This window comes from Pelomonas sp. CA6 (genome assembly GCF_022549225.1).
Classification (GTDB): domain Bacteria; phylum Pseudomonadota; class Gammaproteobacteria; order Burkholderiales; family Burkholderiaceae_C; genus Roseateles.
In genome coordinates this window covers 303,812-327,836 of sequence record NZ_JAKZFD010000003.1, presented here as the reverse complement: position 1 = coordinate 327,836, position 24,025 = coordinate 303,812, and the positions used below count along the sequence as shown (strand labels likewise).

Sequence of the window (24,025 nt, the reverse complement as noted above, 5' to 3'; positions counted from 1 at the left end):
AGGACCGGATGAGGAAAAGTTGTGCATTGCACCAACTGCAGTGATCAGGTTCACTCAACTCGTCTTTTTCTGCGATCAACATACGTTCAACGCCACAAGAATGCGCGTAGCGCCCGGTCCACCGGCCGCACACAAGAGTAAGTTCAAGGAGACGTCGCGATGAACAGCCCCGTGAGTTTCAAGCAGCGCATCGCACTGCTGGTCCTGGCCGCCATGGCGGGCATGCTGATCCTGGTCGGCATGAGTGCCTACCAGTCCTACCAAGAGATTCTGGAGGGCCGCAAAGTGGCCCTGAAGCTCTCGGTCGAGTCCATGCACAGCCTGGTGATGGCCTACCAGGAGCAGGCCGCCAGCGGCAAGTTGAGCCAGGACGCCGCGCAGGCCGCGGCCAAGGAAGCCATACGTCTGGGCCGCTATGGCGGCAAGGACGGCAAGACCGAGTACTTCTACGCCTGGACGCTGGACGGTGTCAGCGTGATGCACCCGTTCAAGCCCGAATGGGCCGGCAAGAACATGGTGGGCCAGGTCAAGGACGGCAGCGGCCAGGACATCATCGCCAAGCTGGTCGCCGGCATGCGCAGCAGCCCGGACGGCCAGGTCTATGTGGAGACCCAGTTCCCCCGCCCCGGCCAGAAGGAGGCCGTGGACAAGCTGCAGTACGTCAAGCGCGTGCCCAACTGGGACTGGATGGTGGGCTCGGGCCTGTACATGGACGACATCAAGACCCTGGTGATGAGCGAGGCGCTGTCGCGCATCGGGTTGGGCCTGCTGGTGCTGCTGGGGGTCGCGGCCGTCGGCATGGCGGTGGTGCGCAGCGTGCTGAAGCAGCTGGGCGGCGAACCCTCGGTCGCCATGGCGGCGATGACCGACGTCGCCCAGGGCAACCTGGCGCTGAGCCTGCGCACCGGCGACCACACCAGCCTGCTGGGCCGGCTGCAGCAGATGGTGGACTCGCTGCGCGACACCGTGGGCCAGGTGCGCGCCGCGACCGACTCAATCAGCACCGCGGCCGGCGAGATCGCGCAGGGCAACCATGACCTGTCCGCGCGTACCGAACAGACCGCGTCCAACCTGCAGCAGACCGCCAGCTCGATGGAGCAGATGAGCGGCGCCGTCGCGCAGTCGGCCGACACCGCGCGTCAGGCCAACCAGCTGGCCGTTTCCGCCGCCGAGGCCGCGCAGCGCGGCGGCGAGGTGGTGCAGCAGGTCACCGACAGCATGCAGGCCATCACCGACAGCTCGCGCAAGATCGGCGACATCATCGGCGTGATCGACGGCATCGCCTTCCAGACCAACATCCTGGCACTGAACGCCGCGGTGGAAGCCGCCCGCGCTGGCGAGCAGGGCCGCGGCTTCGCGGTCGTGGCCGGCGAGGTGCGCAGCCTGGCGCAGCGTTCGGCCGAGGCGGCCAAGGAGATCAAGAGCCTGATCGGCACCTCGGTGGGCAATGTCGAACAAGGCGCGACGCTGGTGGAGCAGACCGGGCAGGCCATGCAGGACATCGTCGCCGCGGTGCGCCGCGTCTCGGACATGATCGGCGAGATCGCCGCCGCGGCCAGCGAGCAGCGCGACGGCATCCAGCAGGTCAACCAGGCCGTCACCCAGCTGGATCAAATGACCCAGCAGAACGCGGCGCTGGTGGAGGAGTCGGCCGCCGCCGCGCAGTCCATGCGCGAACAGGCGCATCGCCTCAGCGAGGCGGTCGCGACCTTCAAGCTGAGCTGATCCGGCCCGCCGCCGGGCTGGCAGCGCGGCGCCCCGCGGCGCCGCCTCCAGCCCCGGCGGGGGTCAGAGGAAGCGCTCGAGCAGCTTGCGCGAGTGGCGGTCCAGCGCGAAGCGGTCCGCCACCAGATAGTGCAGGCCATGGCTGCCGGCGATCAGCAGCCGGCCATCGCCCAGGCGGCGAATGTCCTCTTCGCTCTTCAGAATGAAATCGGTCGTGCCGCGGTCGGTCTCCACCGTCCATTGGCTGGGCGTGGAGAAGGTCGACACGGCCAGCAGGCGCTGCACCACCGGGGTCAGCTCGCGGCCCGCGAGCTCCTCGCGCAGCAGGGCCTGCGGCGCCGCGGGCAGTTGGTCCAGCCGGTCGATCCAGGCGAGCTCGTGGCCGTCGCTGCCGACCAGGGCGATGCCCTCCTCCGGCGCCGACAGCGGGTGCGCGCGCACCGGCGTCACGCCCTCGTGGCGCTGGCCCTGCGCATCCACCAGTTCCAGCAGGCCGAAGGCATTGCGGCTGAGGCTTTGAATCGTCGTCATCGCTGCGTCCTCGTCAGGCATTGGCGGTGTGGGCGTTGGCATTCGGTGCGACGACGATCAAACCGCCTTCGCCCTCGGCCTCGACGCGCCGGGCCTGCGCCTCCCACAGGCGCCAGTAGGCGCCCTGTTTTTCGATCAGCTCGTCGTGCGGGCCCACCTCGACGATCTCGCCGCGGTCCATCACCACCAGGCGATCGGCCTTGCGCAGCGTGGAGAGGCGGTGGGCGATCGCGATCGTGGTGCGGCCCCGCACCAGGTTGTCCAGCGCCTTCTGGATCTCTTTCTCGGTCTCGGTGTCCACCGCCGAGGTGGCCTCGTCCATGATCAGGATGCGCGGGTCGATCAGCAGTGCGCGCGCGATGGAGATGCGCTGGCGCTCGCCACCGGACAGGCCCTGGCCGCGCTCACCGACCAGCGAGTCATAGCCCTGCGGCAGGCGCAGGATGAACTCGTGCGCATGCGCGGCGCGCGCCGCGGCGACGATCTCCTCGCGCGTCGCGCCCGGCTTGCCGTAGGCGATGTTCTCGGCGATGGTGCCGAAGAACAGGAAGGGCTCCTGCAGCACCAGACCGATGTGGCGGCGGAAGTCCGCCAGGCGGAAGCGGCGCAGGTCCACGCCGTCCACCTTGATCGCGCCTTCGGTCACGTCGTAGAAGCGGCAGATCAGGTTCACCAGCGTGCTCTTGCCCGAGCCGCTGTGACCCACCAGGCCGATCATCTCGCCGGGCTTGATTTCCAGGTTCAGGCCCCGGATCACGCTGCGATTGCCGTAGCGAAAGCCGATGTCCTGCAGCATGATGCCGCCCTGCACCGACGCCAGCTGCACCGGGTTGCTGGGTTCGGGCACGTTGGACTGGTGGTCCAGGATGTCGAAGATGCGCTTGGCGCCGGCCGCGGCCTTCTGCGTCACCGAGACGATGCGGCTCATCGAGTCCAGCCGGCCGTAGAAGCGGCCGATGTAGGCGATGAAGGCGGTCAGCGTGCCGACGGTGATCTGGCCGCCGGCGATCAGGCTGATGCCGAAGGCCCAGACCACCAGCAAGCCGATCTCGGTCAGCAGTGCCACCGTGGGCGAGAACAGGCTCCAGGTCTTGTTCAGCTTGTCGTTGACGGCCAGGTTGTGCGCGTTCGCGTCCTTGAAGCGCTGCGCCTCGCGGCGCTCCTGCGCGAAGGCCTTCACGACGCGGATGCCGGGAATGGTGTCGGCCAGCACGCTGGTCACCTCGCCCCAGACGCGGTCGATCTTCTCGAAGCCAGTGCGCAGCCGGTCGCGCACCAGATGGATCATCCAGGCGATGAAGGGCAGCGGAAGCAGCGTCGCCAGCGCCAGCCAGGGGTTGATGGAGAACAGGATGAGGGCCGTCATCACCAGCATCAGCACGTCGGTGATGAAGTCCAGCGCATGCAAGGACAGAAAGACGCTGATGCGATCGGTTTCGGAGCCGATGCGGCTCATCAGGTCGCCGGTTCGCTTGGAGCCGAAGTACTCCAGCGACAGCCCGAGCAGGTGTTCGAAGGTCGCCGTGCGCAGGTCGGCCGCGATGCGCTCGGACACCAGGGCCAGGATGTAGGTCTTGGCCCAGCCCAGCACCCAGGACACCAGCGCCGCGCCCAGCAGGCCGCTCAGGTACATCGCCACCAGGCCGGGGTCGATCTGCTGGCCGTTCTGGAACGGGATCAGCACCTTGTCCATCAAGGGCATGGTCAGGTAGGGCGAGACCAGGGTCGCGCCGGTGGCGCCCATCATCAGCAGGAAGCCCAGCAACAACTGACCCTGGTAGGGCCTGGCGAAGCGCCACAGGCGCAGCAGCACCCAGGTGGACGGCGGCGTGTGCAGCTCGCGCTGGCAGCTGGGGCATTCCTCGCTGCCCTCGGGCAGCACCGCCTGGCAGCTGGGGCACAGCTGGGCCTCGTCGGCCTGCACATCCTGCCCCTGGTCGCGGTGGTTGAAGGCCTCCTCGAAGCGCTGCGCCTGCAGGTTGACCTTGAGCGTGAAGCGCCACAGGGCCTGGCGGCCGCGTTCGTCCATCAGGTCCAGCTGTCCCAGCCCGGACTGGTCCGAGATGCGCAGCCGCATGCCCGCCCGCAGCGGCCAGTCCTGCAGGACGCCACTGGCGCAGTCCCAGGCGATCAGGCGTCGTTCGGTGAAGGCCAGCAGGCAGGGCGAGAAGTGCATGCGGGCATCGAGGTCAACCTCGAGGCCGCCACAAACGTTCTCGCCTGGACTCAGGCGCTTCTGGATCTCTGCCCATGCCGGGTGCTGACCGGGCGCCGCCGCCGAATGTGGATGCTGCATCGTGTCTGTGTTGTCGAATTGTGCGAGTTGCCCGCGAGGGCGGCGAATCTTTGGCGGGATTTTCGCTTAAGCGCACAATGACGTTTTGCGTTTCCCTGACGGCCACGCCCTTCATCTCGCCCTCTTCCTCATGAGCAGACGATTCCAAGACATCAAGCTGTTGCGCATCAACTACTTGCGCGGACCCAACATGTGGACCTACCGGCCGGTGCTGGAAACCTGGCTGGACCTGGGAGAGCTGGAGGAATTCCCCTCCAACACCATTGCCGGCTTCAACGAGCGGCTCACCGAACGGCTGCCGGCGCTGATCGAGCACCACTGCGGCGTCGGCGAGCGCGGCGGTTTCCTGCAGCGCCTCACCGGCGGCACCTGGATGGGCCATGTGCTGGAGCACATCGTCATTGAGCTGCTGAACCTGTCGGGCATGCCCACCGGCTTCGGCCAGACCCGCTCCACCTCGCAGACCGGCGTCTACCGCATGGTCTTCCGTGCCCGTGACGAGCAGGTGGCGCGCTGCGCGCTGGAGCATGGCCACCGTTTGCTGATGTCCACCATCAACGACGAACCGTTCGACGTCGCCGCCGCGGTCAACGCGATCCGCGACAAGCTGGACGACTGCTACCTGGGCCCGTCCACCGCCGCCATCGTCGCCGCGGCCACCGACCGGCGCATTCCGCACATCCGCCTCAATGACGGCAACCTGGTGCAGCTGGGCTATGGCGCCCGCCAGCGCCGCATCTGGACCGCCGAAACCGACATGACCAGCGCGATCGCCGAGAGCATCGCCGGCGACAAGGACCTGACCAAGAGCCTGCTGAAGGCGGTCGGCGTGCCGGTGCCGGAAGGCCAGCCGGTGAAGAGCGCCGAACAGGCCTGGGAGGTCGCCGAGGACCTGGGGCTGCCGGTGGTGGTCAAGCCCTCGGACGGCAACCACGGCCGTGGCGTCACGCTGGACCTGCGCCGGCGCGAAGACGTGATGCAGGCCTTCGAGCTCGCCGAGAAGGAAGGCTCCGAGGTGCTGGTGGAGCGCTACATCCCCGGCATGGAGCACCGCCTGCTGGTGGTCGGTGGCCAGGTGGTCGCTGCGGCACGCGGCGAGGAAGCCTGGATCGCCGGCGACGGCCAGCATACGGTCATCGAGCTGATCGACCTGCAGATCAACAGCGATCCGCGCCGCGGATTGACCGAGGACTTCCCGCTCAACCGCATCAACATCCGCGAAGACGCCGTCGTGCTGCTGGACCTGCAGCGCCAGGGCCTGACCGGCGACTCGGTACTCGAGGCCGGCCGGCGCGTGCTGGTGCAGCGCAACGGCAATGTCGCGAACGACTGCACGCCGCTGGTCCACCCGGAGGTGGCGCATGCGGTGTCGCTGGCCGTGCGCACCGTGGGGCTGGACATCGCCGGCGTGGACCTGGTCACGACCGACATCAGCAAGCCGCTGAGCGAGACCGGCGGCGCCATCGTCGAGGTCAATGCCGGGCCCGGCCTGCTGATGCACCTGAAGCCGGCCGAGGGCATGCCCCAGCCGGTCGGCCAAGCCATCATCGACCACCTGTTCGCCGCTGACGAGAATGGCCGCGTGCCCATCGTCGGCGTGGCCGGCTCCAGCGGTGGCGCCCAGGTGGCGCGCCTGGTGGCCTGGCTGCTGCACCTGAACGGCCGCCACGTGGGCCTGGCCTGCGGCGACGGGCTGTTCCTGGGCACCCGCCGCGTCGAGCGCCGCGACTGCGCCCACTGGGCCGCCGCGCACCGGTTGCTGATGAACCGCTCGGTGGACGCCATCGTCACCGAGAACGGCGCCGCCAGCATTCTGGAACACGGCCTGGCCTACGACCGCTGCCATGTCGGCGTGGTGATGGACATGGGCGGCCTCGCGCAGCTCGAAGCCCATGACATCCGCAGCGACGAGCAGCTGTACAAGGTGCTGCGCACCCAGGTCGACGTGGTGCTGCCCGACGGCGCCGCCGTGCTCAACGCCGCCCACCCGCAGCTGGTCCAGATGGCCGAGCTGTCCGATGGCGAGGTCGTGTTCTACGCGCTGGACGGCGGCCTGGACGCGATCACCCAGCACCGCGACAGGGACGGCCGCGCGGTCTTCCTGCAGGGCGGCGCCGCGGTGCTGGCCCAGGGCGGCGCCGAGACGTCGGGCGCCAATGTCGAACAGCTGCAGGCCCGCTTCGCCGCCGCCGGTCAGCCGGTCGAGGCCGAGGTGGTGCTGGCCGCGGTGGCCACGGCCTGGGCGCTGGGCGTCTCGCCGGAGCTGATCTCCGCCGGCCTGGACACCTTCGTGCCCGCACTGCCGTAACAAGCGCGCGCCATCCTTTCGAGAACACCCACTTCGCCACACCATGCAAGTCTCACGCATCCGCGCCCTGCGCGGCCCCAACATGTGGAGCCGCCACACCGCCATCGAAGCGGTGGTCCTGTGCGAGCCGGCCGAACGCGCCATGTCCGGGCTGCCCGGTTTCGAGGCGCGACTGCGCGCGCTGTTCCCCGCGATCGGACCGCTGCAGCCCAGCAACAGCCAGCAGACGCCGTTGTCGCTGGCCCATGTGCTGGAACAGGCCGCGCTGGCGCTGCAGGCCCAGGCCGGCTGCCCGGTGACCTACAGCCACACCCAGGTGACCGCCGAGGCGGGCACCTACCAGGTTGTCGTCGAGTACAGCGAGGAAGACGTCGGCCGCATGGCGTTCGAGCGCGCCAGCGAACTCGTCAACGCCGCGCTGTCCGGCGGCAGCTTCGATGCCGACGCGGTGATCGCGCAGCTGCGCGAGACCGACGAGGACATCCGCCTGGGCCCGTCCACCGGCTCCATCGTCGACGCCGCGGTCAAGCGCGGCATCCCCTTCCGCCGCCTGACCCAGGGCAGCCTGGTGCAGCTGGGCTGGGGCGTGAAGCAGCGCCGCATCTGGGCCGCCGAGGTCGACGCCACCAGCGCCGTTTCCGAGTCCATCGCGCAGGACAAGGACCTGTGCAAGCGCCTGCTCGAATCGGCCGGCGTGCCCGTGCCCACCGGCCGGCCGGTGGATTCGGTCGATGACGCCTGGGCCGCGGCGCTGGAAATCGGCCTGCCCGTGGTGGTGAAGCCGCAGGACGGCAACCAGGGCAAGGGCGTGACCGTCAACGTCGCCACGCGCGAGCACATGGCGGTGGCCTACAAGTCGGCCGACGAGATCGGCCAGGTCATGGTCGAGAAGTTCCTGCCCGGCAGCGACTACCGGCTGCTGGTGGTCGGCGACAAGCTGGTCGCGGCGGCGCGGCGCGACCCGCCCAACGTGATCGGCGACGGCCAGCAGACCGTGCGCCAGCTCGTCGCCAAGGTCAACGAGGACCCGCGGCGCGGCGACGGCCACGCGACCTCGCTGACCAAGATCCGCCTCGACGACATCGCCATCGCGCGCCTGGCGCTGCAAGACCTGACCCCCGACTCGGTGCCTGAAAAGGGCCGGCGCGTGATCCTGCGCAACAACGCCAACCTGTCCACCGGCGGCACCGCCACCGACGTGACCGACGACGTCCACCCCGAGGTCGCCGCGCGCGCCATCGCGGCGGCGCAGATCGTCGGTCTGCATGTCTGCGGCGTCGACGTGGTCGCCGAGAGCGTGCTGCGCCCGCTGGAGGAACAAAGCGGCGGCATCGTCGAGGTCAACGCCGCGCCGGGGCTGCGCATGCACCTGTCGCCGTCCTACGGCAAGGGCCGCAACGTCGGCGAAGCCATCATCGCCAGCCTGTTCGGCACCGGCCACAAGGCCGAGGACGGCCGCATCCCCGTCGTCGCGGTGACCGGCACCAATGGCAAGACCACCACCAGCCGGCTGATCGCGCACATGTTCGCGACGCTGGGCCTGCGCGTGGGCATGACCAACACCGACGGCGTCTATGTCGACGGCCGCCAGACCGACAGCGGCGACTGCTCCGGCCCGAAGAGCGCGCGCAACGTGCTGATGCACCCGGACGTCGAGGCCGCGGTGTTCGAGACCGCCCGTGGCGGCATCCTGCGCGAGGGCCTGGGCTTCGACCGCTGCCAGGTCGCGGTGGTCACCAACCTCGGCGAGGGCGATCACCTGGGCATGAACTTCCTCAACACCGTCGAGGAACTGGCCCTGGTCAAGCGCGTGATCGTGCAGAACGTGGCCGCGAACGGCTATGCGGTGCTCAACGCGGCCGACCCGGTGGTCGCCAACATGGCTGCGGTCTGCCCCGGCCAGGTGATCTTCTTCGCCAGCGACCGCCACCATCCGCTGATGGCCACCCACCGCGCCCAGGGCAAGCGCTGTGTCTACGTCGACGGCGACCACCTGGTGGCCGCGCAGGGCGCCTGGCGCGAGTCCATCCCGCTGCGCGACATCCCGTTTACGCGCGCCGGCAGCATCCCCTTCCAGGTCGAGAACGCGATGGCCGCCGTCGCCGCCGCCTGGGGCGTGGGGCTGGACTGGGACACGATCAAGCGCGGCCTGGCCAGCTTCAACAGCGACTCCGACAACGTGCCCGGCCGCTTCAACGTGATGGACTACCGCGGCGCCACCGTGATCGCCGACTACGGCCACAACGGCGACGCGATGCGCGCGCTGGTGGCCGCCGTGCAGGCGATGCCGGCGCACAAGCGCTCGGTGGTGATCTCCGGTGCCGGCGACCGCCGCGACGAGGACATCCGCGTCCAGACCCAGATCCTCGGCGACGCCTTCGACGAGGCCATCCTGTTCCAGGACGCCTGCCAGCGCGGCCGCGAGGACGGCGAGGTGCTGGCACTGCTGCGCGAAGGCCTGCAGAACGCCGCGCGCACCAAGCACATCGAGGAGATCCGCGGCGAATTCGTCGCCATTGACCGGGCGCTGGAGCGGCTGCAGCCGGGCGACCTGTGCCTGGTGCTGGTCGACCAGGTGGAAGAGGCGCTGGCCCACCTGGCCCGGCGCATCCAGGAAGCTTGACTCCCGTGGGCACGCCCCCCGGAACGCCGGCGGGGCTGAGGGCCCGCACGCGGCGCTGGCCCGCGCACGTCTGGAACGGACTCAGCGTCGCGCTGGGCGTGGCGCTGGTCCATGCCCTGGTCGCCGCGCTGTGGCCCGGCGCCCAGGCCGCGATGGCGGCCCAGCTGGCGATGGCCGCGGCCATCGTCGCCAGCCTGGCCGACACGCCCGGCCATCCGCGTCGCAACCTCAAGCGCGTCGCCACCGGCGGGCTGCTGGCGCTGGGCAGCAGCGTGCTGGCCACGCTGCTGGACCCCTGGGCCGCCGCGGTGGCGCTGCTGGTCGGCGGCGTGGGCTTGGTCGGCGCGCTGTGCCTGAGCTGGGGGCTGCGCGCCGCGGCCGTCTCCTTCGCGCCCATCCTGGCGCTGGTGTTCGCGCTGTCCTGGCCCGCGCTGCCCTGGCCGCTGGTGTTGGGCGCCTGCGGCACCGGTGTGCTGCTCTACCTGGGTTGGGCGGGCCTGAGCAGCCGGCTGCTGCAGCGGCGCTACCGCGTGCTCGCGCTGGCCCAGGCGCTGGACGGGCTGGCCCAGCTGCTGACCGGCCGCGCCGCCCTGCTGTCCAGCGGCGGCGGCGCCGCGGCGATGAACGACTGGCTGGGCAATGAATCGCAGCTGGCCGAGCAGTTGCAGGCCGCGCGCGACCTGCTCTTCCCCGACGCCCAGCAATGCCCGCGCGAGGCGGCGCTGCTGCTGCATGCGATCGAGCTGCGCGACCTGCTACTGGCGAGCCGGCTGGACCTGGAGCTGCTGGGCGAAGACCCGGTGGGCCAGCGCCTGCGCGACACGCTGGTGCAGCGCCTGCGCGACATGGCGCTGACGCTGCAGCACTGCCGCGACGCGCTGCTGGACGGCCGCGCCGCGCCGGCGCCGGTGCCGCGCGCGCCTGACTGGCAGGCCCTGCCGCCGCAGGACACCCGCCAGCGCCTGCAGCTGGCGCTGCAGGACCGGCTGCGGCATCTGGATGTGGAGCTGAACGCGATGGTGGCGCTGCTGGACCCGTCGCGCCCGCCGCCGCCGCTGCCGCTGGAGGCCGCGCAGCTGCGCCAGTTCACCGCGCCGGAAGGCTGGCCGCTGGCTGCGCTGAGCGCCCAGCTGCACCTGGACTCACCGGTGCTGCGCCATGCGCTGCGCAGCGCGCTGGCGCTGTCCTGCGCCTATGCGATCGCGCTGGTGCTGCCCTGGGCCTCGCATCCGCACTGGCTGGTGCTGTCGGTGGCCGTGGTGCTGCGCGGCAGCCTGGACCAGACCCTGGCGCGGCGCAACCTGCGCGTCGCCGGCACGGTGCTGGGCTGCGCGCTGGTGCTGGCGCTGGCGCAGATCCCGTCGCCCTGGCTGTGGGCGTTGGTGCTGCAGGCCTGTGTGGGCCTGGCCCATGCCTATGTGTCGCGCCGCTACCTGATCACGGCCACCGCCGCCACCATCATGGCGCTGCTGCAGGCCCATCTGGCCAACCCCACGCTGGGCCTGGCCATCGGCGAGCGCCTGGCGGACACGGTGCTGGGCGCTGCGCTGGCCTGGGGCTTCAGCTATGTGCTGCCGGCCTGGGAGCGGCGCAACCTGCCGCGCGCGGTGCTGCGCACCCGCGCCGCGCTGCAGCGCTATGCCGAACTGGCCCTGATTCCGGCCGAGGGCATGGCCCAGCGCCTGGCGCGGCGCCAGGCCTACGACGCGCTGGACGCGCTGTCGGCAGCGCTCAAGCGCAGCGGCGCCGAACCGCGCCGCGTGCAGCCGCCGCAACAGGCCTTGAACACGCTGCTGGACCACGGCTACCGGCTGATGGCCCACCTGTCCATGGTGCGCCAGAGCCTGCTGCGCCGCAGCGACGCGCTGGGCGACATCGCGCAGCGCCTGCCCACGCATTCGGCCGCGCTGCAGCGCGCGCTGGCGGGGCAGGAGCCGGTCCCCCACCCCATCCAGGCGCTGCAGGACTGGAGCCTGCTGCCCATGTCCGATCCGGGCACCGACCTCAGGCCCTGGCTGCTGCGCCGGCTCAAGGTCAGCCTGGACGACGCCGCGCGCGCCGGCCAGGCGGCCGAGGCCGCGCTGCAGCAGCTGCGCGACTGAGGCCGCTCCGGCTCGCTCAGCCGAGCTGCACCTGGATGCGGCGCGGCTGGGCATGCGCCGCCTTGGGGATGCGCACGCGCAGCACGCCCTGGCTGAGTTCGGCGGAGATCTGCTGCGCATCCAGCTCCTTGCTCAGCGTGAAGGCGCGCCGGTAGCGCTGCAGCGACACTTCGGCATGGCTGGGGCTCAGGCCCTGCGGCAGATCCAGGCGCATCTGCGCCTCGACCAGCAACTGGTCGCCGTCCACCTGCAGGCTGAGCAGCTCGCGCGGCACGCCGGGCAGGTCGGCATAGAGGGTGATGCCCTGGGCGTCCTCGATGACGTCCACCGGCGGCAGCAGCGCGGGCTCGGCACGCGCGCCGCGCTCGGTCTGCGCGGGCGAAGACGACTGCGGCTGAGCCGGGTGTTGGTGTGGGGTCGGGGTCAGGGTGTTCATGGTCGGGATCTCCTGCGCGTTCACTGGACGTTGATGCGGCGGGCCTGCTGCGGCGCGCGGCGGCGGATGCTGACGCGCAGAACGCCGTCACGGTAGCTGGCGTTGACGCTGTCGGCGTCGATGTCGTCGGGCAGGCTGACGACGCGGCGGAAGCGACCGGAGAAGCGCTCGTTCTGGTGCAAGCTGGTGCCGGCATCCTCGCCCGCGGGCAGCGCCGCGGCGCGTTCGCCGGACAGGCTCAGCACACCGCGCTCCAGGTCCACCGAGATGCTGGCCGGGTCCAGACCCGGGGCGAAGGCATAGACCTCCACCGCCTCGGCGGAACTGCCCACATTCAGCGCCGGATAGGCGCCGCGGCTGCTGCCGCGGATGCTGGGCGACAGGTCGAACAGGCTGCCGGCATCGCGCTGCAGACGGTCGAGCTCGGCAAACAAATCACGGGGGAACAAGCTACGGTACATGGGGCCTCCTGGCTGTCGGCGCGGACGCATCGTCCGCATGAGCCGACAGCTAGGGGCGGCCCTGGCCGCCTTCAAGACCCTGCAAACAAATGCCCCGCCCCCTCTTGAAGGGCGGGGCGACGGCCCTATTTGGGGGCCCTTGGCTCGCCGCACCCGTCACTTGACGCGGCGCAGCTCCAGCTCGCTGACCGCCGCGGCCGCATTGCCCCAGGACTGGCGCACGAAGCTGGCCACCGCGGCCAGCTCGGCATCGCTGAGCGCATGCCGGAATGGCGGCATGCCATAGGGCCGCGGATGCGCCGGCGTGCTCGCCGCATAGGCGCCATTGGCCAGCACCTGCAGCAGGTTCAGCGGTGAGTCCTGCAACGCCGTCCGGTTCCCCGCCAGCGCCGGGTAGGCCGGCGTTCCATGCGCGCCCAGCCCCTGGCCCTGGCTGCCATGGCAGCTCGCGCAATGGTCGCGGTAGACACGCGCGCCCAGCTGCATCTGCGCCGTCGGCGCCGGCTTGGGCACGGCGCGCGGCGGGTTCTCCGCCGGCAGGCTCAGCAGGTATTGCGCCATGGCGCGCGCGTCGGACTCCGTGAGATGGCGCAGGCTGTCGCCGATCACGCCGGCCATGGGCCCCAGCGCCACGCCCTGCGTCGACCAGCCGCTGCGCAGCCATTGCGCCAGCTGCGCCTCGCTCCAGACCTTGAGCCCGGCCTCGCGCGCGTCGTGCAGCGACGGCGCGGTCCACATCTCGTTGGTCAGCAGTCCGCCGTCCATGCGCGGCAGGTCCTGCAGCGCGCCCCAGCGGTTGCGCGGCGCGTGGCACTCGGCGCAATGGGCGACGGCCTGCACCAGGTAGCGGCCGCGCGCCAGCGGTGCCTCGATCTCGGCCGGCTGCGTCTGGCCGGGGCGGAAATAGAGCAAGCGCCAGACGGCCAGCGCGGTCTGGCTGCGGTAGGGCCAGTCCAGCTCGTGCGGCCGGTTGGGCTTCTCCACTGGCGCCAGGGTCTGCAGCCAGGCGAACAGCGCATCGGCGTCGGCGCGCGTCATCTGCGTCATGCTGGGATAAGGGAAGGCCGGGTAGAGCAGGCGGCCGTCGCGCGAGCGGCCGTGGTGCAGCGCGCGCCAGAAATCGTCGGCGCTCCAGCCCCCCAGGCCGTCGCGCGGATGCGGGGTCAGGTTGCTGGCGAACACGGTGCCGAAAGGCGTCTGCAGCCCCATGCCGCCGGCATAGGCTGGCCCGCCACGGGCCGTGTGGCAGCCGGCGCAGTTGCCGATGCGCGCCAGGTAGGCGCCGCGCTGCAGCTGCGCGCCGCGCTCGGCCGGCAGCGCCAGCGGCGCCGCGGAAGCCAGGCTGCGCGTCAGCCACAGTTCGTGCAGCCAGCCCAGCGTGGGCAGCAAGGCCAGCAGCGCCAACAGGACGGCGAAGCCGGTGAGCAGGCGACGGCGACTCATCGGGCGCCCTCCTTCGCGGACTGCGGCGCCGTCGCCATGCCGCCGCAGTCCATGGGCAGCGGCGACTCGCGCGCCGGTTCCGGCGCACCGGCCACCGGCTGCTGGGCCAGCCAGCGCGCCATCAGTTCCACCTCGTCGGGCTTGAGCGCGCGTGCGACGCGCGCCATGCAGTCCGGCGCCTGCGCGCGGCGCTGGCCGGTCTGCCAGGCCCCGAGCTGGGCCACCAGGTAGTCGCGCGGCAGCCCCAGCAATCCGGGCACGAAGGGCTGGCGGCCGCCCAGCCGTTCGCCATGGCATTGCGCGCAGGCGGGCAGCTCGCGGGCGCGGTCGCCCTGCAGCACGAGCGCGCGGGCGCGCGCCTGCTCGGTCGCGGACAGCGCGGGGGTTGGGGCCGGCGCCGCATAGGGCAGATCCAGCGCGGCGAAATGCTGTGCGATCTCCAGCAGGTAATCGTCGGACAGGTTGCGCAGCAGACCCGCCATGGTCGCATTGGGGCGGCGCCCGTCGCGGAAGTTCAGCAGCTGGTTGTACAGGTACCCGGCTGGCTTGCCGGCGATGCGCGGAAAGTAGCCCTGCGGCGTCGCCCGGCCCTCGCGGCCATGGCACAGCACGCAGGCCTGCACGCGCTCGGCCATGCTGTCCTGCACCACACGTTCGGACGCCCGCGCCACCGACGCGCCGCACAGGACAGCCAGGCTGGCGAGCAGCGCGGCCCAGGGGTTTGAGATGGATCGCATCGCCGCACTGTAACCAGCGCGCATCGCCCACGGGCGCGCGCAGCGCACGCGCGAAGGGGGAGAGGGTTCAACCCGGGGCGCGCGGCATGCGCAACCGCACGCGCAGGCCCTGCCCCTGCAGCGGATCCAGCAGCTCCAGCACACCGCCGTGGCGCTGCGCGATGTCGCGCGCGATCGCCAGCCCCAGGCCGCTGCCCGACCCTTGCGTCTGCGCGCCGCGCTGGAAACGCTGCAGCACGCGCTCGCGCTCGGCCGGCGCGATGCCGGGGCCGTTGTCCTCCACCTCCAGCAGCGCCTCGCCGCCTTCGCAGCGGCTGCGCACCGTGACGCGGGCCCCGGCGCCGGCATAGCTCAGGCTGTTGTGCAGCAGGTTCTCCAGCAGCTCGCGCAGCAGGAAGGCCTGGCCCACCGCCGGTGCGGGTGCCAGCTCGAAACCCAGGTCCAGGTCGCCGTCCAGCGCGCGCGGCACCCAGTCCTCGGCCACCTGGGCGGCGATCTCGCGCAGGTCCACGGGGCGCGGCTGCTCCAGCGGCTCGGACTCGGCACGCGCGATCGACAGCATTTGCTGCGCCAGCCGCGCGCTGCGGTCCACCGAGGTCTGCAGACGGCGCAGCAACGGCTCCACCTGGGCGTCGTGCGGCTCCAGCAGCGCGAGGTCGATCTCGGTGCGCAGCGAGGTCAGCGGGGTGCGCAGCTGGTGGGCCGCATTGGCGAGGAATTCCTGCTGCGCCGCGGCCGCATGGCGAAGGCGCTCGAACAGGCGGTTGAAGGCCGCGATCAGCGGCCTGAGCTCGGTGGCGACCGGGCCCTGCAGCGGGTCCAGGCGGTCCAGGTCGCGGCGTTCGATCTCGGCCCCCAGCCGCGCCAGCGGCTGCAGCCCCTGGCCGATGGCCAGCGCGCCGCCCAGGACCAGCAGCCCGATCAGCGAGGCGCCGACCAGCCCCATCGCCAGCAACAGCTGGTCCTTCAGCGCGTCGCGCTTGTGCAGGGTCTCGGCCACCATGACCGCGCAGCTTTGCTGGGCGCCACAGGCCGCCTCCAGCGCAGCCACGCGCAGGGCCTGGCCCTCCTGGTGCGCGTCCGCGAAGCGCAGGCGTCCACGCGTCAGCGGCCGCTGCAGCTTGCCGCGCAGCGCCAGCAGCTGCGGGTCGCCATACAGCACATGCCCCCGTGGATCCAGCACCAGGAAATAGACCCGGTCCTGGCGGTCGAAGCGCAGCGCGCGGTCCGTCTCGCTGGACAGTTCAACCAGCAGCTGGCCATCGCGCTCGCGCACCAGGCTGGCCAGCGCCAGCGCGGTATCGCCCAGCGACTGGTCCAGCCAGCCGACACCGGCCTCCAGCATCGCGCGGTACAGCCCGTAGCCCAGCAGCGGCGCGGTGAGCAGCACCGGCGCGATCAGCCAGGCCAGCAGCCGCCAGCGCAGGCTGGGCGCCGGCCGCCCCGGGGAGCGCTCCGTGCTGCTCACCCCCCGCCTTCCCGGGCTCCGCCTTCCTCCAGCAGATAGCCCAGCCCGCGCACGGTGCGCAGGCGCAGACCCGCCGGCTCGATCTTGGCGCGCAGGCGCGAAACGCAGACTTCGATCGCGTTGTCACTGACGCCCTGCTCCCAGCCGCTGCTGGCCGAGGCGATCTGCTCCTTGGCGACCACCTTGCCGGCGCGCGCGAGCAGAAAGCCCAGCACCTCCCATTCGCGCGCGGACAGCGCCAGCGGCTCCTCGCCGACATAGCCGCGCCGCGCCTCCAGGTCCAGGCGCAGCAGGCCCAGGCACAGCTCGTTGCCGGTGCGCGCCTGGCTGCGGCGCACCAGCGCACGCGCACGCGCCACCAGTTCGCTGAGCGCGAAGGGCTTGACCAGGTAGTCGTCCGCCCCGCCTTCGAGACCGCGCACGCGGTCCTCGACCGCGTCGCGCGCCGTCAGCAGCAGCACCGGCAGGTTGCTGCCCTGCTGCCGCACCCGGCGCAGGGTTTCGAAGCCGTCGATGCCGGCCAGGCCGATGTCCAGGATCAGCAGGTCGTAACGGTCCTGACGCAGCGACAGCGGCACGGGTTCGCCACGCGCGCTGCAGTCCACCACCCAGGACTGCGAGCGCAGCGCCCGCGCGGTGGACTCCGCCAGCAATTCATCGTCTTCGACCAGCAAAATTCTCATATCGCACAGCATATCGTCCGCGGCTGGCCGCGGTCACGCGCCAAGCTTGCTGCCAGCTGTCGGCGGGCTTGCGCCTGGCGGACGGATTGTTTCCGACAGGTTTCTGAAAGCTTGCCGACAAGTGACAGACACCCAGGCCCGCGAGACTCCCGGCCATGCAAGCCGCTCCCAACCCCGCCCGCCCCGCCGTGCTGTTGCTGCATGGGCTGTGCGCCAACCCGCTGGAACTGATGCCGCTGGGCCGCGTGCTGCGCGAGGCCGGCTATGTGGTCGACATCCCCGCGCTGCCCGGTTACGGCGTCAGCGCCGAGGACGGACGCCGTGCGCCCGTGCCACGCTACGAGGCCTGGCTGGAAATGGCCCAGGCCCATTACGACCGGCTGGCCGCGCAGCATTCCCAGGTGGTGCTGGGCGGGCTGAGCATGGGCGCGACGCTGGCGCTGGCGCTGGCGCGTCGGCGCCGCGCGGCGGCGCTGCTGCTGGTGTCCACCACCCTGCACTTCGACGGCTGGAACGTCTCGCCCTGGCGCCGCCTGCTGCCGCTGGCCTATGTGCCGCCGCTGCGCCAGTGGCTCAGCTTCCGCGAGACCTCGCCTTATGGCATCAAGAACGAGCGTCTGCGCGCCTGGGTGGCGCAGGCCATGCAGTCCGAGCTGGGCGTTTCGGCGGCGGGCGCCGCCCGGCTGCCGGCCGCGTCGCTGTACCAGGCGAGCCGGCTGCTGCGCCATGTGCGGGCGGCGCTGCCGGCCATCGACGCACCGGCCGTCGTGCTGCATGCCAGCGAGGACGATGTCGCCGGTCCGCGCTCCGTGCGCGACCTGCAGCAGCACCTGGGCAACGAGCCCGAGGTGCACTGGTTCCACGACAGCTATCACATGCTGACGCTGGACAACGAGCGCGTCGCGGTGGCCGGCGCAGCGCGCGATTTCCTGCTCCGCACCGTACCCGTCGCCACGGCCGGACGGCAGCCAGCCTTGTCTCCGGTCTCTCTCGCCGCCCCCGCCGCGCCGCTGCGCCAGGGTCGGACCCCGTCCACCGCGCCCTCCGGCGAGGCTCAGCCCGCCTGGCGCGGCCCCGCGTTTTCCTGAAAGGACTCCGTCATGAGCACCACCCTAGAGCAACTGCGCCAGATCGCCAGCACCCAGCTGGGCGTGCCGCCCGAACAAATCCAGGCCGAGACCAGCTTCACCGAGCTGGGGCTGGACTCGCTGATGCTGGTGGACTTCATGTTCGCCATCGAAGACCACTACCGCATCAACATCGACCACGACCAGGCCATGCTCAACCCCACGCTGGTGGGCCTGGCCGGCCTGGTGGACCGCCTGGTCGCGGCGCCCGTCGCCGCCACGGCCTCGACGCCGGCGCACTGAGCCCATGCGGGACGCTGTCTGGATCACCGGCCTGGGCGCCTGCTGCGCGCTGGGCCAGGACGCCGAAACCGTTGCCGACGCGCTGGAGCAGGGCCGCTCGGGCGTGCGCCTGCAGCCGGGCGACGCCGCCCATGGCGTGGCCCCGTTTCCCGCCGCCGCGGTGGAAACGGCGCTGGGCGCGGCCATGCCGCCGGCGCAGCGCAACCTGTATGACCGCCACGGCCTGATGGCGCTACAGGCGGCCGACGAGGCCTGGACCCAGGCCGGGCTGCCCGCGCAGGTGGAACACCCGGAGCGCGCGGCCTGCGCCTGGGGCACCGGCCTGGGCGGTTCCAACTCGCTGCAGCAGTCCTACACCGAGATGCTCACGCGCGAAACGCCGCGCATCCATCCCTACACCGTGATCCGGGTGATGAGCAACTCCGCCGCCGCCCATCTCGCGATACGCTACCAGCTCCAGGCAGCCATGCTGGCCTTCTCCAATGCCTGCGCCTCGTCGGCCCAGGCCATCGGCGAGGCCCTGCTGCTGCTGCGCAGCGGTCGCGCCGAGATCGCGCTGGTGGGAGGGTCGGAATCCATGCTGAACCATGGTTCGGTGCTGGCCTGGCGGGCCATGGGCGTGATGGCGCCGCCCGATGCCCAGGACGTGGCGCAGAGCTGCCGTCCGTTCGACGACGGCCGCAGCGGCCTGGTGCTGGGCGAGGGCGCGGCGGCGCTGGTGCTGGAGACCGCCAGCCATGCCCGCCGCCGCGGCGCCCGGCCGCTCGCGGAGCTGGCGGGCTATGGACACAGCGTCGACGCGGTTCACCTGTCGCGGCCCGAACTCGCCGGGCAGCTGCGCGCGATGCGCGCCGCGCTGGCGGACGCGCAGCTGAACCCCGCCGACGTCGGCTATGTGAATGCCCATGGCACGGCCACCGAAGTCGGCGATGCCGTCGAGGCCCAGGGGCTGGCCGAGCTGTTCGGCGTGCGCGGCGTCGCGGTCAGCGCCACCAAGGCGCTGCACGGCCACCTGATCGGCGCCGGCGGCGCGCTGGAGCTGGTGGCCACGGTGCAGGCGCTGCGGCGCGGACGCGTGCCCGCCAGCGCCCATGTGCGCAAGAGCCAGCTGGGCGAGCTGATCGACCTGGTGCAGGGCGGCCCGCGCGAGATCGCGCCGCGCGCGCTGATGTCCAACTCCTTTGCCTTCGGCGGCAGCAACGTGTCGCTGCTGCTGCGGCCCGTCTGAGCCATGCGGCCCCTCGCCCGCCTGCGCCAGGCGCTGCATCGGCTGGGCCCGGGCCTCATCACCGGCGCCGCCGACGATGACCCCAGCGGCATCGCCACCTACTCGCAGGCGGGCGCGCAGTTCGGCTACGGTCTGCTCTGGACCCTGGTGCTGACCTGGCCGCTAATGACGGCGATCCAGATGATCAGCGCCCGCATCGGCCATGTCAGCGGCCACGGCCTGGCCGCCAACATCAAGAAGAACTTCCCGCGACCGGTGCTGCTGGCCGTGGTGGGCATGCTGCTGGCGGCCAACACGCTGAACATCGCCGCCGACATCGCCGCGATGGCCGAGGCGCTGCGCCTGGTCGTCGGCGGCTCGGCCCATGTGTACGCGGTGACCTTCGGCCTGCTGTGCCTGGTGATGCAGGTCTTCCTGCCCTATGGACACTATGTGCGCTGGCTCAAGTGGCTGACGCTGGGGCTGCTAGCCTATGTCGCGGTGATCTTCTCGCTGCACGTGGACTGGGCCCGGGTGGCGTACGAGGCGCTGCTGCCGCGCCTGAGCTGGAACCGCGAGATGCTGCTGACCATCGTCGCGGTGCTGGGCACGACCATCAGCCCCTATCTGTTCTTCTGGCAGGCCGCGCAGGAGATGGAGGACCGCCAGGCCGGCCCGGGCCAGCCGCACACGCCGCAGGAGGTGAAGATGCACCTGCGCCGCATCCGCTGGGACACGCTGGTGGGCATGGGCTTCTCCAATGGCATCGCGCTGTGCATCATGCTCGCCACCGCGGTGACGCTGCACCAGGCCGGCGTGACCGACATCCAGACCTCGGCCCAGGCCGCCGAGGCGCTGCGCCCGCTGGCCGGCGAGCTGGCCTTCGCGCTGTTCGCGCTCGGGATCATCGGTACGGGGCTGCTCGCGGTGCCGGTGTTGGCCGGCTCGGCGGCCTATGCGGTGGCCGAGGCCGCGGGCTGGGAAGGCAGCCTGAGCCTGCGCCTGGACAAGGGCGAAGGCCAGGGCTTCTACGGCGTGGTCGCTGCCGCGACGCTGGGCGGGGTGCTGCTGTGCTTCACGCCCGTCGATCCGGTGCGCGAGTTGTTCTGGTCCGCGGTGCTCAACGGCGTGATTTCGGTGCCCATCATGGCCGTGATGATGCACCTGGCGACGCGACGCGAAGCCATGGGCCACCACGTGATCGGCCGCCGCCTCAGCGTGCTGGGCTGGCTGACCACGGTGCTGATGGCGCTGACCGTGGGCGCGATGCTGTGGTCGCTGCTGGGCGGCTGATGGCGCCGCTCAGCGCCGCCGCCACCACAGCCACAGCCCGGTGCCGCCCAGCAGCACCAGCGCGAGGCCCAGCAGGGCATTGACGCTCTCGTAGGCCCAGCCGCCCAGCTCGCCCGTGTGCAGCGGGTAGACCACGCTGTTGGCGCGCGCGCCGGGATCCAGCGCGTCCCAGCGCTGCAGTGCCAGCACGGCGCCGCTGCGCGGGTGCAGCCAGACCGAGCTGAGGCCGTTGGGATGCGGATCGTCGGGCAGGATCAGGCGCACGCGCAGCGGCCGGCCGGCCTGGCCCGGCCATTGCACAAAGCCCACCGCCGCGCCGGGAACCGACTGCTGCGCCCGCGCCACCATGGCATCCAGCGACACCCGTGGCGCGTCCGCATCCGCGTCGCCCAGCCGCGGCGGCGCGGCCGGCTGGCGGCCGGCGACGGCGTTCACCGCCGCGCCCAGTGGCTTCCAGGCCATGTAGGCCCCGGTGGCCACCGGCACGGCGATCAACAGCCCCAGCAGCACGCCGCCGCTGCGGTGCAGGTCGAAGCAGGCGCGCAGGGCGCCGCGGTCCAGCGCACAGGCAAACGCACGCGTCCACGGGCGCGGCCAGCGCCGCGGCCACCACAGCGCCAGCCCGGCGACCAGCAGCAGCCCGTAGGCCAGCGCGATCAGCGCCAGCAGCGGCTTGCCGGCCTTATCCAGCAGCAGATGGCTGTGCAGCGCGAAGACCAGGTTGTAGAGGCCTTCGCGCTCGCCGCGCCGGCCCAGCTCCCGCGCGTCGCGCGGGTCCAGGTAGACGCTGCCGCGCCAGGCGCCACGCACGATCACGCGCAGGCTCTCGCCGGGCTCGCGCGGCGGCCGGAAGGTCAGCGCGCTGCCGGCGCCGAACTCGGCCTGCAGCCGCTCCCGGCTGCGTTCCAGCAGGTCCGGCGCCTGTGCGCCCGCCGGCACCTGGAACAGCGCGCGGTTCAGCCACTGCTGATCCAGCGGCTTGAGCAGCACCAGCAGGCTGCCCAGCAGGGCCACCAGCATCAGCGGCAGCGCGAGCGCCAGCGAGATCCAGCGGTGCAGACGCAGCCACAGGCGGCGCCGCGCCGCATCGGGCTTGGGCGCGCTCAAAAGCCGCGCCGCCAGCTCAGCGTCAGCGTGCGTCCGCGGCCGGCGAAGTAATCGTCGTTGGTGCCGGCCGGGTTGGACTGCGCGTAATAGCCCACGTACTGGCGGTCGAAGAGGTTTTCGATGCCGACACCGAAGTCGCCCCAGCGCGTGCCATAGGTGGCGGCAAAGTCCACCAGCGTGTAGCCCTGGAACCGCTCTTCCAGCCGCGCCGTGCCGACCACGCGGCCCAGGTTGATCTCGCGCGAGGCCAGGCGCGTGGCCTGCAGCCGGGCCTGGCCGCGCGGCGCGAACTGCCAGGCGGCGGCCAGCACCAGTTTGTCCGGTCCCTGCGAGCGCGCGCCCAGGTCCACGTCCATCGGCGCGCCGGCCTGCGCGGCGGTCTTGCCGCGCGTGCGCGCATAGCTGGCCGAGAAGCTCCAGTCCTGCCAGGGCTTGAGTTCGCCGCTGAACTCCAGGCCCTTCACATGCACCGGCACGCGCTGCACCGCGCCCACGCCGGTGTTGGCGTCGACACGGATCTGCGAGCCCAGGTCGGAGCGCGAGTCGTAGACCGAGGCCGAGAAGCTGCCCAGCCGGCCGCGCCAGGCCAGGCCCAGCTCGCGGTTGTCGGTGACCACCGGCTCCAGCGAAATCAGCCGGTCCACCGACTGGTTGGGCGTCGCGACCGCGCGCAGCACCAGGCCCACGTCGGGCAGGCCGAAGCCCTCGTTGTAGGACAGGAAGGTCGACCAGCCACCGCCCAGGCGCCACACCGCGCCCAGGCTCTTGACCCACTGGTCGAAGCTGCGCTCGCCGCCCTGCACCGCGGTGTTCTTGTAGTAGGCCAGGGTCTTGTAGCTGTCCACGCGCAGGCGCGCGCTCTCGTAGCGCAGACCGCCGCGCAGGGTCAGCGGCCCCTGTTCGTACTCCAGCTGCGCGAAGGGCGCGGTGCTCTGGAACTTCAGCGGCGGCACCCAGATGCGGTCGGTGGTGGCCAGGCGCTGCTGCGAGGTGTCGCGCAGCCAGTCCAGCCCGGTGGTCAGTTCCAGCCCGTTGACGAAGAGGTCGGGCCGCACCCAGCTGAGCTTGAGCCCGGCCTTGTCGGCGACGACCTCGGACTGGTCCATCAGCGTGCCCGGCGGCGCGATCGCCGCGTCCTGGAAGGTGGTGGCCGCGGTCGCGCCATAGAGCGCGCTGAAGTCCTGCTTGTAGGCCTGCGCGCGCAGCTGGCCGCCGCCCAGGTTCTGGTGCGTCCATTCCAGCGACGCGGTGCGCACATCGTTGCGCGGCGGCTGGCCGGGCGGCGTGCCCGGCGCTGCGCCGGTCAGCAGGCCGGTCTTGCGGTCGCCGGGCACGGGCTTCCAGTCGCCCTCGCCCTCCAGGCGGAAGCGGTTGTAGGAGAACTGCAGGCGCTGCTCGCCGAAGTCGCGCCCCAGCTTCAGGAAGACGTCGCCGGCGCGCGAGTCCTGGGTGTCGCCCTGCACGGCCTCCAGGCCCAGGCGCTGCCCGTTGCCGTCGACGCCGACCCCGCGCCGCGTGCCGCCCACGTGCAGCAGCAGATCGAAATCGGCCTTGTGTTCCAGCGTGTAGCCGGCCTTCCACAGCGCGTCCTGGCTGCGGCCCTGGGTGCCGTACTTGAGCTCCACGCTGTGGCGCGTGCCCGGCTCGCGCGGGGTGCGCGAGATGAAGTTGATGATGCCCCCGGTGGCGCCCAGGCCTTGCACCGCCGAGGCGCCGCTGATCACCTCGATGCGCTCGACCAGCGAGGGGTCGGCGAAATAGCCTTCGCGCGCGCCGTTGCGCAGCGGGTTGCTCTGCGGCACGCCGTCGAACAGCAGCAGCGCGCTGCGGCCGCGCATGGATTCGCCGAAGCTGGTCAGCTTCTGGCGCGACGGCGCATACGAGGGCGCCAGCACCGCCAACACCTGGCTAAGGTCCTCGGCCACCAGGGTCTGGGTGCGGATCTCCTCGGAGGCGATCACTGTCACCGCGCCGGGGATCTTCTCGATCGCCTTGCTGCCGCGCGTCGCGGTCACGACCACGCGCTCCAGCGACTGCGCCGGCGCCGCAGACGAGGCGTCTGCGTCGGAGCCGTCCGCCGGCTGCGCCGCCACCAGCAGCGGCAAGCCCAGCACCAGCCCGACCGCCAGCGCGCGCGCATGCGGCCTGAGCGCCCCGGCAGCGCGGGGGGACCCACGCCCCGCAGGAGAGGAAGAGGCAAAGAAAGACCCGGCCCGAAGCGGACCACCCACGACG

Annotated in this window: 18 protein-coding genes; 8 read left to right on the top strand and 10 right to left on the bottom strand. The window is 71.6% G+C overall.

All coding sequences use genetic code 11. The features are described 5' to 3' along the window. Positions 1-159: 159 nt before the first annotated feature. A complete protein-coding gene (locus LZ017_RS07460) occupies positions 160-1,725 on the top strand; it encodes a methyl-accepting chemotaxis protein (protein WP_241395974.1) in 1,566 nt (521 codons plus the stop codon). Positions 1,726-1,788: 63 nt separating this feature from the next. Here the strand turns inward: LZ017_RS07460 and LZ017_RS07455 are convergent, their stop codons facing one another. Then, a complete protein-coding gene (locus tag LZ017_RS07455) occupies positions 1,789-2,256 on the bottom strand; it encodes a DUF1854 domain-containing protein (protein ID WP_241395973.1) in 468 nt (155 codons plus the stop codon). A gap of 13 nt (positions 2,257-2,269) precedes the next feature. After that, positions 2,270-4,552, bottom strand: a complete 2,283-nt coding sequence (locus tag LZ017_RS07450) for an ABC transporter ATP-binding protein (RefSeq protein WP_241395972.1) — start codon at positions 4,550-4,552, stop codon at positions 2,270-2,272. 130 nt (positions 4,553-4,682) lie between these two features. On the opposite strand from LZ017_RS07450, the gene cphA (LZ017_RS07445) reads away from it, so the two are divergent. The 3 genes from cphA (LZ017_RS07445) to LZ017_RS07435 are packed head-to-tail and all read left to right on the top strand — an operon-like array spanning position 4,683 to position 11,585. Then, positions 4,683-6,860: a cyanophycin synthetase gene (gene cphA, locus LZ017_RS07445; RefSeq protein ID WP_241395971.1), complete on the top strand. Its 2,178-nt coding sequence runs from the start codon at positions 4,683-4,685 to the stop codon at positions 6,858-6,860. A 43-nt stretch (positions 6,861-6,903) separates the two neighbouring features. Beyond that, positions 6,904-9,483, top strand: a complete 2,580-nt coding sequence (gene cphA / locus LZ017_RS07440; RefSeq protein ID WP_241395970.1) for a cyanophycin synthetase — start codon at positions 6,904-6,906, stop codon at positions 9,481-9,483. 5 nt (positions 9,484-9,488) lie between these two features. Continuing rightward, positions 9,489-11,585, top strand: a complete 2,097-nt coding sequence (locus LZ017_RS07435) for an FUSC family protein (protein ID WP_241395969.1) — start codon at positions 9,489-9,491, stop codon at positions 11,583-11,585. A gap of 16 nt (positions 11,586-11,601) precedes the next feature. Here the strand turns inward: LZ017_RS07435 and LZ017_RS07430 are convergent, their stop codons facing one another. From LZ017_RS07430 to LZ017_RS07405, 6 genes are all read right to left on the bottom strand, one after another. Then, positions 11,602-12,021, bottom strand: coding sequence for an Hsp20/alpha crystallin family protein (locus LZ017_RS07430; protein WP_241395968.1), 420 nt, complete (start codon positions 12,019-12,021; stop codon positions 11,602-11,604). Positions 12,022-12,041: 20 nt separating this feature from the next. After that, the gene (locus tag LZ017_RS07425; RefSeq protein WP_241395967.1) at positions 12,042-12,482 is read right to left on the bottom strand and encodes an Hsp20/alpha crystallin family protein; all 441 of its coding nucleotides are present in this window, start codon (positions 12,480-12,482) and stop codon (positions 12,042-12,044) included. A 156-nt stretch (positions 12,483-12,638) separates the two neighbouring features. After that, entirely contained in the window at positions 12,639-13,925 is a 1,287-nt protein-coding gene (locus LZ017_RS07420; protein ID WP_241395966.1) for a c-type cytochrome, read from the bottom strand. Next, complete coding sequence (locus LZ017_RS07415) at positions 13,922-14,662, bottom strand: c-type cytochrome (protein ID WP_241395965.1); 741 nt, start codon at positions 14,660-14,662, stop codon at positions 13,922-13,924. Before LZ017_RS07415 ends, LZ017_RS07420 begins: the two co-directional genes overlap by 4 nt. A gap of 67 nt (positions 14,663-14,729) precedes the next feature. Next, positions 14,730-16,130 carry a sensor histidine kinase gene (locus LZ017_RS07410; RefSeq protein WP_241395964.1) on the bottom strand — a complete coding sequence of 467 codons (1,401 nt, stop codon included), beginning with the start codon at positions 16,128-16,130 and terminating at the stop codon, positions 14,730-14,732. Continuing rightward, complete coding sequence (locus LZ017_RS07405; protein ID WP_241395963.1) at positions 16,127-16,813, bottom strand: response regulator transcription factor; 687 nt, start codon at positions 16,811-16,813, stop codon at positions 16,127-16,129. The genes LZ017_RS07410 and LZ017_RS07405 overlap by 4 nt, the downstream gene beginning before the upstream one ends. 155 nt (positions 16,814-16,968) lie before the next feature. On the opposite strand from LZ017_RS07405, the gene LZ017_RS07400 reads away from it, so the two are divergent. From LZ017_RS07400 to LZ017_RS07385, 4 genes are read left to right on the top strand one after another with little or no spacing between them, the layout of a single operon-like run. Further along, positions 16,969-17,901 (top strand): carboxylesterase, encoded by a 933-nt coding sequence (locus tag LZ017_RS07400; RefSeq protein ID WP_241395962.1) that lies wholly within the window; start codon positions 16,969-16,971, stop codon positions 17,899-17,901. A gap of 12 nt (positions 17,902-17,913) precedes the next feature. Beyond that, positions 17,914-18,183, top strand: a complete 270-nt coding sequence (locus tag LZ017_RS07395) for an acyl carrier protein (RefSeq protein WP_241395961.1) — start codon at positions 17,914-17,916, stop codon at positions 18,181-18,183. Between the two features lie 4 nt (positions 18,184-18,187). After that, on the top strand, positions 18,188-19,411 hold the full coding sequence (locus LZ017_RS07390; RefSeq protein WP_241395960.1) for a beta-ketoacyl-[acyl-carrier-protein] synthase family protein: 1,224 nt from the start codon (positions 18,188-18,190) through the stop codon (positions 19,409-19,411). 3 nt (positions 19,412-19,414) lie between these two features. After that, on the top strand, positions 19,415-20,683 hold the full coding sequence (locus LZ017_RS07385; protein ID WP_241395959.1) for an NRAMP family divalent metal transporter: 1,269 nt from the start codon (positions 19,415-19,417) through the stop codon (positions 20,681-20,683). Between the two features lie 9 nt (positions 20,684-20,692). Here LZ017_RS07385 and LZ017_RS07380 read toward each other — a convergent pair whose 3' ends face one another. After that, complete coding sequence (locus LZ017_RS07380; RefSeq protein ID WP_241395958.1) at positions 20,693-21,790, bottom strand: PepSY domain-containing protein; 1,098 nt, start codon at positions 21,788-21,790, stop codon at positions 20,693-20,695. After that, positions 21,787-23,904 (bottom strand): TonB-dependent receptor, encoded by a 2,118-nt coding sequence (locus tag LZ017_RS07375; RefSeq protein WP_241395957.1) that lies wholly within the window; start codon positions 23,902-23,904, stop codon positions 21,787-21,789. Before LZ017_RS07375 ends, LZ017_RS07380 begins: the two co-directional genes overlap by 4 nt. Positions 23,905-24,025 lie beyond the last annotated feature (121 nt).